The organism is Bradyrhizobium sp. LA6.1, from assembly GCF_040547805.1.
GTDB lineage: Bacteria > Pseudomonadota > Alphaproteobacteria > Rhizobiales > Xanthobacteraceae > Bradyrhizobium > Bradyrhizobium barranii.
Map to the genome: position 1 here is coordinate 117,088 of NZ_JBEPQK010000009.1, position 14,940 is coordinate 132,027.

Annotated in this window: 13 protein-coding genes; 10 read left to right on the plus strand and 3 right to left on the minus strand. The window is 64.9% G+C overall.

Annotation, left to right across the window (positions count from 1 at the left end; genetic code table 11):
• Window positions 1-68: 68 nt before the first annotated feature.
• The 9 genes from lepB to ABIB99_RS22960 all read left to right on the plus strand — a co-directional run bounded on the left by lepB (window position 69) and on the right by ABIB99_RS22960 (window position 10,016).
• Window positions 69-833, plus strand: coding sequence for a signal peptidase I (gene lepB, locus ABIB99_RS22920; protein ID WP_014494746.1), 765 nt, complete (start codon window positions 69-71; stop codon window positions 831-833).
• Window positions 830-1,696, plus strand: a complete 867-nt coding sequence (rnc, locus tag ABIB99_RS22925; RefSeq protein WP_354177624.1) for a ribonuclease III — start codon at window positions 830-832, stop codon at window positions 1,694-1,696. Before lepB ends, rnc begins: the two co-directional genes overlap by 4 nt.
• Window positions 1,686-2,612, plus strand: a complete 927-nt coding sequence (era, locus tag ABIB99_RS22930; RefSeq protein WP_354177625.1) for a GTPase Era — start codon at window positions 1,686-1,688, stop codon at window positions 2,610-2,612. The genes rnc and era overlap by 11 nt, the downstream gene beginning before the upstream one ends.
• Before the next feature lie 21 nt (window positions 2,613-2,633).
• Window positions 2,634-3,014, plus strand: coding sequence for a hypothetical protein (locus ABIB99_RS22935; protein WP_028150631.1), 381 nt, complete (start codon window positions 2,634-2,636; stop codon window positions 3,012-3,014).
• A gap of 140 nt (window positions 3,015-3,154) precedes the next feature.
• On the plus strand, window positions 3,155-3,907 hold the full coding sequence (gene recO, locus ABIB99_RS22940; protein WP_063982836.1) for a DNA repair protein RecO: 753 nt from the start codon (window positions 3,155-3,157) through the stop codon (window positions 3,905-3,907).
• A 104-nt stretch (window positions 3,908-4,011) separates the two neighbouring features.
• Window positions 4,012-4,290 (plus strand): hypothetical protein, encoded by a 279-nt coding sequence (locus ABIB99_RS22945; protein ID WP_071913189.1) that lies wholly within the window; start codon window positions 4,012-4,014, stop codon window positions 4,288-4,290.
• Between the two features lie 60 nt (window positions 4,291-4,350).
• Entirely contained in the window at window positions 4,351-6,609 is a 2,259-nt protein-coding gene (parC, locus tag ABIB99_RS22950; RefSeq protein WP_354177626.1) for a DNA topoisomerase IV subunit A, read from the plus strand.
• 307 nt (window positions 6,610-6,916) lie between these two features.
• Entirely contained in the window at window positions 6,917-8,467 is a 1,551-nt protein-coding gene (locus tag ABIB99_RS22955; protein WP_354177627.1) for an ABC transporter substrate-binding protein, read from the plus strand.
• 4 nt (window positions 8,468-8,471) lie between these two features.
• Window positions 8,472-10,016, plus strand: coding sequence for a GMC family oxidoreductase (locus ABIB99_RS22960; protein ID WP_354177628.1), 1,545 nt, complete (start codon window positions 8,472-8,474; stop codon window positions 10,014-10,016).
• A 2-nt stretch (window positions 10,017-10,018) separates the two neighbouring features.
• On the opposite strand, the gene ABIB99_RS22965 is transcribed toward ABIB99_RS22960, so the two are convergent.
• Entirely contained in the window at window positions 10,019-10,762 is a 744-nt protein-coding gene (locus tag ABIB99_RS22965) for an outer membrane protein (protein ID WP_354177678.1), read from the minus strand.
• 344 nt (window positions 10,763-11,106) lie between these two features.
• Here ABIB99_RS22965 and ABIB99_RS22970 point away from each other — a divergent pair, with 344 nt between their 5' ends.
• Complete coding sequence (locus ABIB99_RS22970) at window positions 11,107-12,732, plus strand: hypothetical protein (RefSeq protein ID WP_354177630.1); 1,626 nt, start codon at window positions 11,107-11,109, stop codon at window positions 12,730-12,732.
• Here ABIB99_RS22970 and chrA read toward each other — a convergent pair.
• Both chrA and ABIB99_RS22980 read right to left on the minus strand, forming a co-directional pair.
• A complete protein-coding gene (gene chrA / locus ABIB99_RS22975; protein WP_354177631.1) occupies window positions 12,729-14,114 on the minus strand; it encodes a chromate efflux transporter in 1,386 nt (461 codons plus the stop codon). The genes ABIB99_RS22970 and chrA overlap by 4 nt on opposite strands.
• The gene (locus ABIB99_RS22980; protein ID WP_354177632.1) at window positions 14,114-14,932 is read right to left on the minus strand and encodes a chromate resistance protein ChrB domain-containing protein; all 819 of its coding nucleotides are present in this window, start codon (window positions 14,930-14,932) and stop codon (window positions 14,114-14,116) included. Before ABIB99_RS22980 ends, chrA begins: the two co-directional genes overlap by 1 nt.
• Window positions 14,933-14,940: the final 8 nt, after the last annotated feature.

Below are 14,940 nucleotides of genomic sequence, written 5' to 3' on the forward strand. Positions count from 1 at the left end.
GCCGCGAAGCGATGGGCTGTTCGCGGAAGGAGGGCGCTCTGTGACCGCCGGCCGGAATTGAGAGAGCAATGAGCGTGACTTCGGGAACGAAAACTGAAAGCGGCGTCGGCGAAACGATCCGCGTCGTGATCCATGCTCTCCTGATCGCGCTCGTGATCCGCACGTTCCTGTTCCAGCCGTTCAACATCCCGTCCGGTTCGATGAAGGCGACGCTGCTGGTCGGCGACTATCTGTTCGTCTCGAAATATTCCTACGGTTATAGCCACTACTCGATCCCGTTCTCGCCGCCGCTGTTCTCGGGGCGGATCTGGGGCTCGGACCCGAACCGCGGCGACATCGTCGTGTTCCGCCTGCCGAAGGACGACTCCACCGATTACATCAAGCGCGTCATCGGCCTTCCCGGCGACCGCATCCAGATGAAGGATGGGCTGCTCTACATCAACGACACTCCGGTCGAGCGGCAGCGCATGAGCGAATTTGTCGGCGAGGATCCCTGCGGCTCCGAAGGCGGGGGCATCTCGCGGGTGAAGCGCTGGAAGGAAACGCTGCCGAACGGCGTATCCTACGAGACGTTGGACTGCGCCGACAACGGCTACATGGACAACACCAACGTCTACAACGTGCCGCCGGGCCATTTCTTCATGATGGGCGACAACCGTGACAACTCCACCGACAGCCGTTTCCTCGGCCAGGTCGGCTACGTGCCGCAGGAGAATTTGATCGGCCGCGCCCAGATGATCTTCTTCTCCATCGCCGAAGGCGAGCATGCCTGGATGTTCTGGCGCTGGCCTTGGGCGGTGCGCTGGAACCGTTTCTTCAAAATCGTCCGATGAAAGACGAAGCCAAGGACATCCCGATCCAATCGACCGAGCCCGCGGCGGGCGCCGACGGCGAAGCGGCGACCAAGACGCTTGCGACCAAGACACCTGAAACCAAGACATCTGAAACCAAGACGCCTGTAAAGAAGAAGCGGGTGCGCAGCAGCAAGGCCAAGGCCTCGGATGCGAACGCGGCGCTCGAGGCGCGCATCGGCCACAGCTTTGCCGATCCGAATCTGCTGATGCAGGCGATCACGCATGTCTCGGCGCTGAAGTCGGGGCGCAAGCGCGGCGACAGCTATCAGCGGCTGGAATTCCTGGGCGACCATGTGCTGGGGCTCGTCGTCTCCGACATGCTCTATCACGCCTTCCCGAATGCTGACGAGGGCGAGCTGTCCAAGCGACTTGCCGAACTGGTGCGCAAGGAGAGCTGCGCCGACGTTGCCAAGTCGCTCGGTCTGCTCGACGACGTCAAGCTCGGTTCGGTCGGGCCGAGCGCCGATGCCCGCCTGCGCAAGAGCGTGCTCGGCGACATCTGCGAGGCCGTGATCGGCGCCGTCTTCCTCGACGGTGGCTACGCGGCGGCGGCGGAATTCGTCAGGCGCAACTGGACCGAACGCATGCACAAGCCGCGGCGTCCCCTGCGCGATCCCAAGACCGTGCTGCAGGAATGGGCGCAGGGGAAGGGGCTGCCGACGCCTGTCTACCGCGAGGTCGAGCGCACCGGCCCGCATCACGATCCGCAGTTCCGCGTCGCGGTGGATCTGCCGGGATTGGCGTCGGCCGAAGGCATCGGTGGCAGCAAGCGTGCAGCGGAGAAGGTGGCGGCCTCAGTGATGATCGAACGTGAAGGTGTTGGCGGCGGCAATGACGGCTGAAGCAAGCGGCGAGGCGCCCACTGCTACGCGCTGCGGATTCGTTGCGCTGATCGGCGCGCCGAATGTCGGAAAATCCACTCTGGTCAACGCGCTGGTCGGGGCCAAGGTCACGATCGTCTCGCGCAAGGTGCAGACCACGCGTGCGCTGATCCGCGGCATCGTCATCGAGAACAACGCGCAGATCATCCTGGTCGACACGCCCGGCATCTTCCTGCCCAAGCGCAGGCTCGACCGCGCCATGGTCTCGACGGCCTGGAGCGGGGCGCATGACGCCGACCTCGTCTGCGTGCTGCTCGACGCCAAGACCGGCATTGATGAAGAGGCCGAGGCGATCCTCACCAAGGCCGCGAGCGTCAATCACGACAAGATCCTGGTCATCAACAAGGTCGATCTGGTCCAGCGCGAGAAGCTGCTGGCGCTGGCGCAGGCCGCCAACGAGCGCATGGCCTTTGCAAAGACCTTCATGATCGCGGCGATCTCGGGCGACGGCGTCGACGACCTCAGGCATACGCTGGCCGAAATCGTGCCGCCGGGCCCGTTCCTCTACCCCGAAGACCAGATGTCGGACGCGCCGATGCGGCAGCTTGCGGCCGAGATCACGCGCGAGAAGATCTATCGCAAGCTGCACCAGGAATTGCCCTACCAATCCACGGTCGAGACCGACAAGTGGGAGGAGCGCAAGGACAAGTCGGTGCGCATCGAGCAGACGATCTTCGTCGAGCGCGAGAGCCAGCGCAAGATCGTGCTGGGCGCAGGCGGCGCCACCATCAAGTCGATCGGCGCGGACTCGCGCAAGGAGATCGGCGAGATCCTGGGCGTGCCGGTGCACCTGTTCCTGTTCGTCAAGGTGCGCGAAAACTGGGGCGACGATCCCGATCGCTATCGCGAGATGGGCCTGGAATTTCCCAAAGAATAACCAAGAAAAGATCGGTCACCGATGAGCGTACCCAGCAACGTCCGGCGCTTCGAAGCGCTGCTCTATGCGTCATTGATGCTGGATGCCCTGTCGGTCGCGGTGCAGGACCGCACGCCCAATGCCGAGATGACCGAGCAGATGATCATGATGGCGACCATGCTCGCCGGCGGCATGATCCTGCTGCTGGTCTATTTCGTCTGGTTGGCTGCGCGTTGGCGCAAGAACTGGCCGCGCTGGGTGCTGGCGGCGGCCCTCGTGCTGTCCGTGATCTCGCTCGGCCAGATCATCGGCGAGAAGGGCCTGGAGCTCGACAGCGTCATCGAGATCGTCTCCTGCGTGCTGACCGCGATGGGGCTGTATTTCTCGTTCAGCGGCGACGCCCAGGGCTGGTTCAACGCCTAACGTCTTGCGCGATGCCGTAGGGTGGGCAAAGGCGCGCCCTTGCGCGCCGTGCCCACCATAATCGCGCTGCGGATCAAATTGGTGGGCACGCTTCGCTTTGCCCGTCCTACACTCACCTGAAATGCGATAAGCTCCGTTCCATGGAATGGACCGACGAAGGCATCGTGCTGGGCGTGCGGCGGCATGGCGAGAGCAGCGCCATCGTCGAGCTGCTGACGCGTGCGCACGGCCGGCATCTCGGCCTCGTGCGCGGTGGCGCCGGTTCGCGGATGCGGCCGCTCTTGCAGCCCGGCAACAGCGTCGGTGTGGTGTGGCGGGCGCGGCTCGACGAGCATCTCGGCACCTATGCGATTGAGGGCCTCAAGCTGCGCGCGGCGACGCTGCTGGGATCCTCCCACGGCGTCTATGGCGTCACCCATCTCGCCTCGATTGCGCGGCTGCTGCCGGAGCGCGATCCGCACGAAGACATCTTTGCGATGCTCGAACACTCGCTCGATGATTTCGACGATATCGGCAGTGCCGCTGTGCACCTCATCCATTTCGAGCTGGCGATGCTCGCCGAGCTCGGCTTCGGGCTCGCGCTGGAAAACTGCGCGGTGACCGGCGAGACCACGGACCTGATCTATGTTTCGCCGAAATCCGGCGGCGCGGTGTCGCGCGGGGCCGGCGAACCGTGGCGCGACCGGCTGTTGCGCCTGCCGCCGTTCCTGCGTCGTGGCGAGGCCGCGAGCGACCTCACCGACCAGGATCTCCAGGACGGCTTCCGGCTCACCGGCCTGTTCCTGCTGCGCCATGTGCTGGAGCCCCGCGGCCAGGGCCATTCCGACGCGCGCGCCGGCTTCATCAATGCGCTGACGCGGCAGCAGGCGAAGGCGGCTATTCCGGCGCCATGACCTGAGGGCGCCTCTGCCTTGCCCGCGGGCATGATGTTTCCCGGGAACGAAATCCCCCTGGCTGAATTGGCCCTCGCAGGGTTCCACAACGGGGACAGCCAAAAATGTTGATCAAGGGATTCGCCGTGTCGGCGGCGTTGCTTGCGTTCGCGCCTGACGCCGTGGCTGGCGAGCCGCAACCGGGTGTCTTTCGCCGGGCATCCTGCACCGTGATCCGGTATTACGTGGCGAAATATTCCGCTGCGGCCGCAGAGAGTTGGGCGCGGTCCAAGGGGGCAACGGAGGCCGAAATCGAGGTCGCCCGGCGTTGCCTGACGAATGCGCCGGTCACCGCGCAAGCCAAGACCCAGCAGCCAGTGACCGCCGGCTGGGCAGGGCAATAGCCGCCCACAGGGAACCAATCGATCCTTGCCCGATTCGCTTCCACGGTTTAACCGGGCGGCATGGGAAAACGATTGATTCCGCCGGAGGAACCGGCCGAAATTCACGAGGTGCCGCTGCGTGAGGCGCTGGAAGAGCGCTATCTCGCCTATGCGCTCTCCACCATAATGCACCGTGCGCTGCCGGATGCGCGCGACGGTCTGAAGCCGGTGCACCGGCGCATCCTCTACGGCATGCGCCTGCTCCGGCTCGACCCCGGCACGGCGTTCAAGAAATCCGCCAAGATCGTCGGCGACGTGATGGGCTCGTTCCATCCGCATGGCGACCAGGCGATCTACGACGCCATGGTGCGCCTCGCGCAGGATTTCTCCTCGCGCTATCCGCTGGTCGACGGCCAGGGCAATTTCGGCAATATCGACGGCGATAACCCGGCCGCCTACCGTTACACCGAAGCGCGCATGACCGACGTGGCGCGGCTTCTGCTCGAGGGCATCGACGAGGACGGCGTCGAGTTCCGGCCCAACTACGACGGCCAGTCGAAAGAGCCGGTCGTGCTGCCCGGCGGCTTTCCGAACCTGCTTGCCAACGGCGCGCAAGGCATCGCGGTCGGCATGGCGACCTCGATCCCGCCGCACAACGCGGCCGAGCTCTGCGACGCCGCGCTGCACCTGATCGAGAAGCCCGACGCGAAATCCAAGGCGTTGCTGAAGTGGGTGAAGGGCCCGGATTTCCCGACCGGCGGCATCTGCGTCGATTCCAAGCAGGCGATCGCTGAGGCCTATGCGACCGGTCGCGGCTCGTTCCGTGTTCGCGCTCGATGGGAGCAGGAAGAGGGTACGCGCGGCACCTGGGTCGTCGTCGTCACCGAGATCCCCTTCCTGGTGCAGAAGTCGCGCCTGATCGAGAAGGTCGCCGAGCTGCTGGACCAGAAGAAGCTGCCGCTGGTCGGCGACATCAGGGACGAGTCGGCCGAAGACGTCCGCATCGTGATCGAGCCGAAGTCGAAGAACGTCGATCCCGCCCTGATGATGGAATCGTTGTTCCGGCTGACCGAGCTCGAAAACAAGATTCCGCTGAACCTCAACGTGCTGATCAAGGGCCGCATCCCCAAGGTCGTGGGGCTCGCGGAGTGCTTGCGCGAATGGCTCGACCATCTGCGCGACGTCCTGATCCGCCGGACCAACTTCCGCAAGACGCAGATCGAGCACCGGCTCGAAGTTCTGGGCGGTTTGTTGATCGCGTACTTGAACCTCGATGAGGTGATCAGGATCATCCGCACCGTGGACGAGCCGAAGCCGGCGCTGATCAAGGCGTTCAAGCTTACCGAGGTGCAGGCCGAGGCCATCCTCAACATGCGCCTGCGCAGCTTGCGCAAGCTCGAGGAAATGGAGATCCGCACCGAGGACAAGAACCTCCGCGCCGAGCTCAAGGGCATCAACGCGGTGCTCGCCTCGGAGCCGGAGCAGTGGAAGAAGGTCGGCGAGCAGGTCGGCAAGGTCCGCGACATGTTTGGACCGAAGACGCCGCTCGGCAAGCGCCGCACCACCTTTGCGGATGCGCCCGAGCACGACCTCGCCGCAATGGAAGAAGCCCTCGTCGAGCGCGAGCCGGTGACGGTCGTGGTCTCCGACAAGGGCTGGATCCGCACCATGAAGGGCCATGTCGAGGATCTCTCGGGGCTGGCCTTCAAGCAGGACGACAAGCTCGGCTTTGCCTTCTTCGCGGAGACGACCTCGAAGCTGCTGCTGTTCGCCACCAACGGCAAATTCTACTCGCTCGATGTCGCAAAGCTTCCGGGCGGTCGCGGCCACGGCGAGCCGATCCGTCTGTTCATCGACCTCGAGCAGGAGGCGGCCCCCGTCGCGCTGTTCGTCAACAAGGGCGGACGCAAATTCCTGATCGCGAGCCACGAGGGCCAGGGCTTCGTCGTCAACGAGGACGATTGCGTCGGCACGACCAAGAAGGGCAAGCAAGTCCTCAACGTCGACATGCCGAACGAGGCGCGCACGGTCACCGAGGTGATCGGCGACACAGTCGCGGTCATCGGCGAGAACCGCAAGATGCTAATCTTCCCGCTCGACCAGGTGCCGGAGATGGCCCGCGGTCGCGGCGTGCGGCTGCAGAAGTACAAGGACGGCGGCCTCTCGGACATCGCCGTGTTCGAGGCCAAGGCGGGCCTGACCTGGAAGGACTCCGCTGGCCGCGAATTCTCCGCGACCATGAAGGAGCTCGCGGAGTGGCAAGGCACCCGCGCGGATGCCGGCCGCCTGCCGCCGAAGGGTTTCCCGAAGTCGAACAAGTTCGGCAAGGTGATCGGGTAAGCAGGCTCGTGTCCCGGACGCGCTGCAGCGTGAAACGCTGCTGCGCAGAGCCGGGACCCACAACACGAGTGTCATGCCCCGGCTTGACATCCAGTACGCCGCGGCTTCTCGGTTTCATCACGCCCGTCTCTGGAATACTGGATCGCCCGCCCCTGTGCGCAATTGCGCACTAGGCGGGCGATGACAGCGAGTGTGGCGCAAACGCGTGGCAGATAGGCGTGAGCGCATAAGTGCCTGCGTCGATCGGGCACGAACATTGCTTTTTCTTTGCCTGCAAATGAACTCTCAAGAAGAAGCAAAAGGCACAATGTTCAAACTGAAGGCTTTCATCCCCGCGCTGTTCGGCCTCGCGCTGGTCGCGGCGCCTGCGCATGCGGCGGGCAATCTCGTTGCGGTGCTCGAGGCGGAGATCGTCACGCTCGATCCGCATTTTTCCACGGCCTACATTTCGCGCACGTTTGGCTACATGGTGTTCGACACGCTCTTTGCGAAAGACTCGAAGGGCGACATCAAGCCGCAGATGGTGCAGGACTGGAAAGTCTCATCCGACGGATTGACCTATACGTTTGCGCTGCGCGACGGCCTGAAATGGCATGACGGCCAGCCGGTCACGGCGGCCGATTGCGTGGCGTCGCTGCGCCGCTGGGGCACCCGCAGCGCGCTCGGCCGTCGCATCTTCGCGATCACGGCCTCGCTCGAGCCGACGGATGCGAAAACCTTCGTGCTGACGCTGAAGGAGCCGTCCGGCCTCGTCATCGATGCGCTCGGCAATCCCGTCAGCCCCGTCGCCTTCATGATGCCCGAGCGCATCGCGAAAACACCCGGCGACCAGCGCATCACCGAGATCATCGGCTCCGGCCCGTTCGTCTACAGCAAGGGCGATCACCGCACCGGCGATCGCATGATCCTGAAGAAATTCGCCGACTATGTGCCGCGCCCCGAGCCCGCCGATTTCCTCGCCGGCGGCAAGCGCGTCGGCATCGACACGCTCGAGATCCGCGTCATCCCTGATGGTGCGACCGCCGCGTCCGCGCTGCAGGCGGGGGAGGTCGACTTCATGCAATATGCGCCGTTCGATCTGTTGCCGCAGCTGGAAAAGAATTCCCGCGTCAAGCTGGTCAATTTCACCGGCGGCAACATGTTCGCCGGCGCCTATCGTCTCAACGCCGCATCGAAGCCGTTTGATGATCCGGAAATTCGCCGCGTGCTGTGGAAGCTGGTCGACCAGCGCGAGGTGCTGGATGCGCTCGGGCTCGATGCCAAATACGCGGCTCCTTGCGCAACGTTCTTCACCTGCGGCACCACCTATGAGAGCAAGGCGGGCACGGAAGCGGCCGCGAAGACGTCGATTGAAGCCGCGAAAGCCGCGTTGAAGGCGACCAAATATGCCGGCGAGCCCGTGGTCGTCATGGAAGCCAACGACCTCGAAGCCCCGCGCGTTTCGGCGCAGGTGCTGGCCGAGCGGCTGAAGCAGGCCGGGTTCAACGTCGATCTCCAGGTGATGGACTGGGCGAGCGTGCTGGCGCGCCGCGCCAAGAAGGAGGGCTGGAGCGTCTATGGCGTCCACGCCGGCGGTTTTGACCTGGGCTCGCCGCTGACCAACGTCATGGTCGCCTTCAATTGCGCCGACTTTACCGGCTGGCAATGCGATGCGCGCATCACGCCGCTGATGGAAGCGTTCGCCAAGGCGCCCGCCGAGGAGGACCGCAAGAAGATCGCCGGCGAGATTCAGAGCGTCATGTACGATCAGGCGCCCGCGATCCCGTGGGGCCAGTTCGCGCAGCCGGCGGCCTATCGCGCCACGCTGCGTGGTCTGATACCGTCCGCCATCCCGGTGTTCTGGAACGTTGAGAAGTAACGCGATGTACGATGTCATTGTTGTCGGCGGCGGCTCCGCCGGCGCCGCTGTTGCGGCACGGCTTTCCGAGGATCCCGCACGGCGTGTCCTGCTGCTCGAGGCGGGGCTGGACTGGCGCGCCGACGAGGCGCCCTGGGAGGTGATGACGCCAAATCCGATCCCGATCATCCACAAGCGCGAGTACCAGGAGAAATGGCAATGGCCTGATCTGCTGACGCGCCGGGTGGCCGGGCAGGAGGCGCGCTTCTACTGGCGCGGCAAGGGGCTTGGCGGCTCATCGATGATGAACGGCCAGATCGCCATCCGCGGCGTCGCTGACGCGTTCGACGAATGGGCAGCCAATGGCTGCACCGGCTGGTCGGCCAAGGACGTGATGCCGCTGTTCTCGATGATCGAGGATGATTTGGAATTTGGTGACGCCCCGGGCCATGGAAGCGGCGGACCGCTGCCGGTCTATCGCGCTCCGCCCGAGAAGTGGGGCCCGATCGACCGCGGCCTCCGCGATGCGGCGCTGGCGAGCGGCTATCCCTGGTGCGCCGACCTCAACGGTCCTGATGGCGAGGGCGTCGCCTGCTATCCCATCAACAGCCGCGACAGCCGCCGCATCACGACCAACGAGGGCTATCTCGAGCCGGCGCGCGGCCGTGCCAATCTCGAGATTCGCGGGCACGCGCTGGTCGATCGCGTGCTGATCAGCGACGGCCGGGCGACCGGCCTTCGTGTTCACTTCGAAGGGCAGGGCACCCACGAGATCAGCGCGCGCCAGATCGTGCTCTGCGCCGGCGCCATCCACAGTCCGGCGATCCTGCTGCGTTCGGGCATCGGACCGGCGGATGAGCTGAAGGCGATGGGGATTGCGGTCGAGCGCGATCTGCCGGTCGGCCGCCACTTCTTCGACCACCCGCTGTTTCGCGCCACGATCCAGCTCCACGAAAACCTGCGGCCGACCGATCCGGACACCCGCCACACCAATTGCTGCGTGACCTATTCCTCCGGCCTCGCCGATGGCGGCAAGCGCGACATGATCCTGATCGCGTTCAATCACCGCGGCATCGGCGTGCCCGGGGCGATCGGCGCCGGCCTGTTCAACGCCTATTCGCGCGGCACGCTCAAGCTGGCTTCGACCGACCCCGCGATCGATCCCATCGTCGAAGAGAACATGCTCGCCGATCCCCGCGACATGCTGCGGATGAAGGATGCGGTGAAGCGCCTCGCCGTGATCACCTCCCAGCCGGCGCTTTCAGGTATTGCCGACTGGATCAGGCTGACCGACACCGATCTGACGCTGCCGCAAGCTGCGGCCTTGCCGGATCACGAGCTCGATGCGCTGCTGCGCCGTGAGACCGGAGACATCCAGCATGCCGCCGGCAGTTGCCGCATGAGCGGCGTTAACGACGCTGACGGTGTGGTCAACCCTGATGGCACGGTGAAAGGCATAAGCGGCCTGCGCGTGGCCGACGCCTCGATCATGCCGTCCGACTGCCGCGCCAACACCCACTTCACGACGGTGGTGATCGGCGAGGCGATTGCGCGGATGATGATGCGTTAGCGCTAGAAGTGATAGTTCACGCCTGCCGTCACGGCGTGAATGCGATCCTTCAGGCTGAAGATGTTGACGGTCGTGCCGGCCCCATTGCTCAGCAACGCGCTGTGGTCGCCGAAGTCGTAATAGTCGTACTCGAAAACCGCGGACCAATGCGGCGCGAACGCCCAGTCGACGCCGGTGCCGGCGGTCCAGCCGGTTCGGGTGCTGGCTCCGCTGGGATTGACGGGGACGCCACCAGCGGGCGTGAAGGCATCGTCAAGCTTTTCACGCGTCCAGGCGCCGCCGCCCCGGACGAACACCAGCCAGCGATCAGCGAACGCGTAGCCGAGCCGCGCGGTGGCCGAGGCCAGGAAGTCGTTGCTCATCGTGAACTGGCTGGGGACGACGACGCCGGTCACGAGGTTTCTGACGGTGCCGGCGTGCGAGTTGCGGAGGCTGCTCCAGGCCGCACGGCCTTCGGCACCCACGACCCATCTGGTCGCAAATTGATAGTCGCAGCCGACCTGTCCGCCCCCAACGAAGCCTGTTGAACTGAAGGAGACAGAGTTTCCAAGCGAGTTGGTGGTCCGGTCGTCGCTGACGACACCGCCGACGTGTGCGCCGACATAGCAACCGGTCCAGGTGAAGGGGATAGGCGCGAGGGAAGGTGCCTTCACCGCCAGATCAGCCGCCAAGGCCGCGCTGGAAAATCCCACTGCCAAAAGCCCGCCCACCCAAGCGACCGCGAAACGCCCCATGTCAGTCCCCATTCCCGCCTGCGACAACTTGGCACATGTCTGCCAGAAATGCCGCTGCTCGGGAAAGTGCAATTCGCATGATGTGCACAATTTGGGGTAGAGCCGTGGCGCAAATGTCACGCTCGGATCCGATGCACGCGGCGAGCATGACGGCTCGTTGACGTCGATGCTGATTTTACCTGGTGCCATCGAAGGTGAACCACTTCACAGCGGTCACAGCGGGGTCGTGCTAGCATTCGACAGTGCTGGCTGACCCAGCACCATGGCCGGAGTTCGGCTCAAATTACGCCATGCCCGATAAGCGCTGGCGGTTCGCATTTTCAGACGCTGTTCCCGCAATGAAGGGAGGTCTGGCAATGAGCGACACTCCAAAACCCGTGCCCGCCGACGAGTCGGCTCAGGCGGACCTTGCAGATTCTGAAGCTCCGGCGCCCGCATCCGGATTCGCCAAACGGCTGGAATCGTTCTTCGAGGTGATTCCATTTCTTGGCGGCGTTTTCATCGTGGTCCTCAGCGTGGAGCCGCTCCGCAATTTCATCTGGGACTCACGCCAGGTGATCATCCCGATCGTGGTGTTCGCCGCTGTCGTCATCCCTACGATCTTGCTGATGCCGATCGGGCAGCGATGGCTGAGAGAGAGCAAGGCGTCCACACGTGCGGGGCTCTTCATATTCTTCATGCTGGTGCTGGTGTCGATCGTGGCCATTGTTGCCTCGCTCGGCAAATTCTACCAGTACACGGTGCTGCGCGGCGTGTTCCTGGCCGTGGTGTGCCTGCTGCCCGGCGCAATGTGGTATCTCTTCGTCGGAACGCGCAAGGCGAGCCTGCTGAACGAATACCTGGTCAATCTCGATCGTCTGGGGCTGTTGCGCCAGGTGCGGAACGAGGATGCGGCGATCCGGGGACGTCGCGTTCAGGGGTATCTTCAGAAGTTCGAAGCCATCTATGGCGAGCTTGCGCCGAACGTCTATGCGGATGTGCTGAGCGGCCGTCTCGGCAAATATTCAAGGGCGGATACCGGCGGCGTGACGACACTCTCGACTGCGACGGTCCCGGTCTTGCTCGCCACGGTGCTGATTTCGCTCGGCTGGTTTGTCACGCTGCCGCCGTATCAGGCCGACGTTGTCTTCACCGTGAGTCCGGGCGTGCAGGCGCTGACGCCGTCGGGCACGCCGGTCCAGCTCGCGTTCCTCGGCGCCTATTTCTTCTCGCTCCAGATGCTGTTTCGCCGCTACGTCCTGGAGGATCTCGGTGGCAGCGCCTATGTCGCGGTGTCGCTGCGCATCATTCTGGCCGTCATCGGGATCTGGACCTTCACGGCTGTGTCTAGCGCGAACGACCATCTGCTTCTGCTCGCCGGCTTCGTCTTCGGCGTATTCCCGCGCGTGCTCTGGCAAGTCGTGGAGCAGATGTTCAAGAAGGCGGCGGGCCTCATCTTGCCGAGCATGGTCTCGCAATTGCCGATCAGCGATCTCGATGGTCTCACCGTCTGGCACGAGGTCAGGCTCGAGGAGGAGGACATCGAGAACGTCCCGAATATGGCGACTGCCGACATCGTCGAGCTCCTGCTCAACACGCGCCTTCCGCCGGAGCGGATCATCGACTGGACCGACCAGGCCATCCTCTACACGCAGCTTGGGCCGCAGCCCAAGCCGAAGGAAGGAGGCAGCGCGCGCGAAAAGCTACGCACGCACGGTATCCGCACGGCGAGCTCGCTGCTGTGGGCTTCGTGGCAGGCGCGACTCCAGGGAAGGTCCGAGGAGTTCGATCGGATTTTGCAGGGGGCCGATGGCGCCAGCGCGATGCCGGCGCTGGAGGACTCGCTCCGCACCAATTCGAATCTCGATCTGATCGAGCAGTGGCGCGGCACCTGCGATGCCGCGCAGCGTCCCTCGGCGCAGCCGGGCGCGGAGCAACCGTCGCGCCTGCTCGAGCCGCGCGACGGAGAGTTCGACCTCGGTCGTGCGGCTGCCGCGGCCTAGATCAGGCCCACCAGCCTTAGCACCACGCCCGCGGCGCAGCTGCCGGCGAGCACGGTGAGCATGCCGAGCTTGAAGCGGAAGATCGCGGTCGCGGCCGCGATCGACAGCAGCAGCGCCGGGACGTCAACGCTCGTCAGCCCCGGCCTGTCGAAGGCGAACGGGAACGCGTGCACCGGTACGGTCTCGCGGAACAGCGTGTGCAGCGCGAACCAGATCGAGAGGTTAAGGATCACGCCGACGACGGCGGCGGTGATCGCGCTGAGTGCACCGGCGAGGCCCGTGTTGCCGCGCAGGCGCTCGATGTAGGGGGCGCCGACGAAGATCCAGAGGAAGCAGGGCGTGAACGTGACCCAGGTCGCAAGCAATCCGCCGAGCGTCGCTGCAAGCATCGGCGACAGGCCGCTTGGATCGCGATAGGCGGCCATGAAGCCGACGAACTGAAGCACCATGATCAGCGGACCCGGCGTGGTCTCGGCCATGCCGAGACCGTCGAGCATCTCGTGCGGCTTCAGCCAGTGATAATGCTCGACCGCCTGCTGAGCCACATACGCCAGGACCGCATAAGCGCCGCCGAACGTGACCAGCGCCATCTTCGAGAAGAACAGCGCGATCTGGCTGAACACGCTGGCTTGACCAAGGATCAAAAGCAGCGCGATCACCGGCACCAGCCAGAGCGCGAGCCATAGCGCACCGACGCGGATCGCGCGCGCGGTGTTGGGGCGCACATGCTCGGGAACGGCTTCGCCGAGCATGCTGTCGATCACGGCGGTGCTGCCGCCGGGGCCGTGAGCCGCCGGGGCAAACTCCGGACGGCCGGCCCGCGCGCCGGCATATCCGATCACGCCGGCGGCGATGATGATGATCGGGAAGGGGACCGCGAAGAAGAAGATCGCGACGAAGGCGATTGCGGCGAGCGCAATCATGATGCGGTTCTTCAGCGCGCGCTTGCCGACGCGCACCACGGCTTCGAGGACGATGGTCAGCACGGCCGCCTTCAGCCCGAAGAACAGCGCCTCGACGAAGCTGACATTGCCGAAAGCCGCGTAGATGTAGCTGAGGCCCATGATGGCGATGATGCCGGGAAGGATGAAGAGCCCGCCCGCCATCAGCCCGCCGGCGGTGCGATGCATCAGCCAGCCGACATAGGTGGCAAGCTGCTGCGCCTCCGGTCCCGGCAAGAGCATGCAGTAGTTCAGCGCATGCAGGAATCGGCCTTCGGAGATCCAGTTCTTCTCCTCGACCAGGATGCGATGCATGACCGCGATCTGGCCCGCGGGGCCGCCAAAGCTCAGGCAGGCGACGCGGAGCCAGACTCGGAAGGCTTCACTGAAGCTGATGCCGTGACCGGCATCAGCTCCCGTTGGATTGGCGCGGGTGTCCATCACGCCTTCACCTTGTTGGTCGGCCAGTTGTGGGTCTCGGCCGTCGCGTCGCGGCACCAGCGGTAGAAGGCGTCGTAGAGCGTCATGCCGGCTTCGAGCTGTTCAAGATCGTCGTCGTACATCCGCGACAGCCCGAGCGAGGCCGCGAGCAGGCCGGGGGCTTCCGGCGCGAGGTCGGGCCGCGCAGTGTCGGCGCCACGGACCAGCGTGGCGAGCCGCAGCAGGGGCGGTGTTGCGATCCCGAACTCCTCGATCATCACGTCGAAGGTGCAGAGCTCGCCGCGGTGACTCCAGAACACGTTCTCGATGTCGAACGGCGCCGCGTTGAAACGCTCGCCCACGGCGACCACTTCAGAGGGCGCGACGAACAGGAACACCGCGTTGGGATCGACGAAGCGGCGGATCAACCAGGGGCAGGCGATGCGATCGACCTTCGGCCGGGCCCGCGTCACCCAGACGGTGCGTCCCTTCGCGTCGCGTGGCGGCAGCTTGCGGGTGTCGAGCAGCGGCAGCTTTGCCGCCTTCCAGCCCTCGAACCCCCCCTCCAACGTCTCGGCCGCCACGCCGAGCTGGCGAAGCCAGGCCGCCGTGCCCTGCGCGAGCTTTTCGCCCCGGAAGCACGAGACGATCGCGGAACGGCCCGCGAAGTCGCCGCCCCAGTCCGGAACATTCTCGTGGCTGAGCCTGATCGAACCGGGAATCAGCCGCCGGTCGGCGGCGAAATCCTCGTCCGTGCGCACGTCGATCAGGACAGGGGCGTTCGCCGTGCCGATCAGCCGTGCCAATTTGTCAGATGATATCGTTGTGTAGGAAGACATGATGCGCC

What these genes read in the sequence shown, in the direction of transcription:
- chrA (WP_354177631.1), bottom strand. Translation starts at nt 14,114, where the DNA reads ATGGACACCCGCGCCAATCCAACGGGAGCTGATGCCGGTCACGGCATC.
- rnc (WP_354177624.1), top strand. Translation starts at nt 830, where the DNA reads ATGAAAGACGAAGCCAAGGACATCCCGATCCAATCGACCGAGCCCGCG.
- ABIB99_RS22955 (WP_354177627.1), top strand. Translation starts at nt 6,917, where the DNA reads ATGTTCAAACTGAAGGCTTTCATCCCCGCGCTGTTCGGCCTCGCGCTG.
- recO (WP_063982836.1), top strand. Translation starts at nt 3,155, where the DNA reads ATGGAATGGACCGACGAAGGCATCGTGCTGGGCGTGCGGCGGCATGGC.
- ABIB99_RS22965 (WP_354177678.1), bottom strand. Translation starts at nt 10,762, where the DNA reads ATGGGGACTGACATGGGGCGTTTCGCGGTCGCTTGGGTGGGCGGGCTT.
- ABIB99_RS22970 (WP_354177630.1), top strand. Translation starts at nt 11,107, where the DNA reads ATGAGCGACACTCCAAAACCCGTGCCCGCCGACGAGTCGGCTCAGGCG.
- era (WP_354177625.1), top strand. Translation starts at nt 1,686, where the DNA reads ATGACGGCTGAAGCAAGCGGCGAGGCGCCCACTGCTACGCGCTGCGGA.
- ABIB99_RS22945 (WP_071913189.1), top strand. Translation starts at nt 4,012, where the DNA reads ATGTTGATCAAGGGATTCGCCGTGTCGGCGGCGTTGCTTGCGTTCGCG.
- ABIB99_RS22935 (WP_028150631.1), top strand. Translation starts at nt 2,634, where the DNA reads ATGAGCGTACCCAGCAACGTCCGGCGCTTCGAAGCGCTGCTCTATGCG.
- parC (WP_354177626.1), top strand. Translation starts at nt 4,351, where the DNA reads ATGGGAAAACGATTGATTCCGCCGGAGGAACCGGCCGAAATTCACGAG.
- ABIB99_RS22960 (WP_354177628.1), top strand. Translation starts at nt 8,472, where the DNA reads ATGTACGATGTCATTGTTGTCGGCGGCGGCTCCGCCGGCGCCGCTGTT.
- lepB (WP_014494746.1), top strand. Translation starts at nt 69, where the DNA reads ATGAGCGTGACTTCGGGAACGAAAACTGAAAGCGGCGTCGGCGAAACG.
- ABIB99_RS22980 (WP_354177632.1), bottom strand. Translation starts at nt 14,932, where the DNA reads ATGTCTTCCTACACAACGATATCATCTGACAAATTGGCACGGCTGATC.